This window comes from Ruixingdingia sedimenti (assembly GCF_031432425.1).
In the GTDB taxonomy this organism is placed as follows: Bacteria; Pseudomonadota; Alphaproteobacteria; order Rhodobacterales; family Rhodobacteraceae; genus Ruixingdingia; species Ruixingdingia sedimenti.
The window spans coordinates 1-975 of record NZ_JAVKPH010000120.1 but is presented as its reverse complement, the minus strand read 5'-3'; the positions used below and the strand labels follow the sequence as shown (position 1 = coordinate 975).

Here is a 975-nt window from a genome sequence, read left to right as displayed (position 1 = left end):
CATCATCAGTGAACATGAGCGAGTTCGGACTCTCGAAGCCGAAGGAGGTCGCGCCGGGGTTGCGGCTCCAGCCTGTCAGAAGCGTCCAGGCGGCGGGGTCGGCCATCTCACCGTCGGGGACGATATTGCTGAAGTCGCTGATGGCCAGCTTCGAGGCGAGGATCGAGCCGGCCTCGATCTTGTCGGCCGAGACGGCACCGGCGGCAATCTTGGAGGCCACGACCGCACCATCGACGATCAGTTCGCCCGAGGCGGCCCGACGCAGGACCGGGGCGCCGAAGTATGCGTTGGTCACCCCCGTCGAGGTCACGAACCGGATCCGGGCAAAGACGGCGCCGACGGGGACCGTCACCATGGCCGAGCCGAGGGTCGCACTGGTGGATGTGATCGCGACGCTCGTACTGGAGGCGATGACCGCAAAATCTGCCGTCTCGGAAAACTGCACCTGACCGTAGATCGTGCCCGTGCCAGCGACGACGCGGGCATAGAACTGGAAATAGAATTGTTCACCCGGCACCACCGGGATCGGCAGGCTGTTCGAGGCCCGGGCAACACTGTCCATGATCCTGATCAGCGTTGTCGTGTTCCAGTAGGTGGGCGAAACCGGGATCGTGGAGACGGCGCTTGCATGGAGTGTCCAGGTCACGCCCAACTCTTCGAAGCGCGGATCCGGCACGAGGTTGGCGAAATCCGTCACGGTCAGCTTCGAGGCGAGGATGGAGCCGGCCTGCAGGTGGATCGAACTGACGGCGCCGGCGGCGATCGCGTTGGCGGTGACGGAATTGACCGCCAGCTTGTCCGCGACCACTGTACCATCGACCAGAACGTCGCCGCCAAAAAACGCAGCCAGGAGAGCCCACGCCCCGCCCGTCGTGCGGACGCGCGTCTGCGACCAGCCTGCGGCGTTGTTGTAGAGCGTTACCACGTCCCCAGCCCGAGGCGATCCTCCCCCGGCATCAGAGATGGCGGTATTCG

1 protein-coding gene is annotated in these 975 nt (G+C 65.0%); it reads right to left on the bottom strand.

Going from position 1 to position 975, the window contains the following annotated elements; translation table 11 throughout:
* The coding region (locus RGD00_RS23380; protein WP_310459627.1) for a hypothetical protein at positions 1–925 on the bottom strand (925 nt) is incomplete at its 3' end.
* Positions 926–975: the final 50 nt, after the last annotated feature.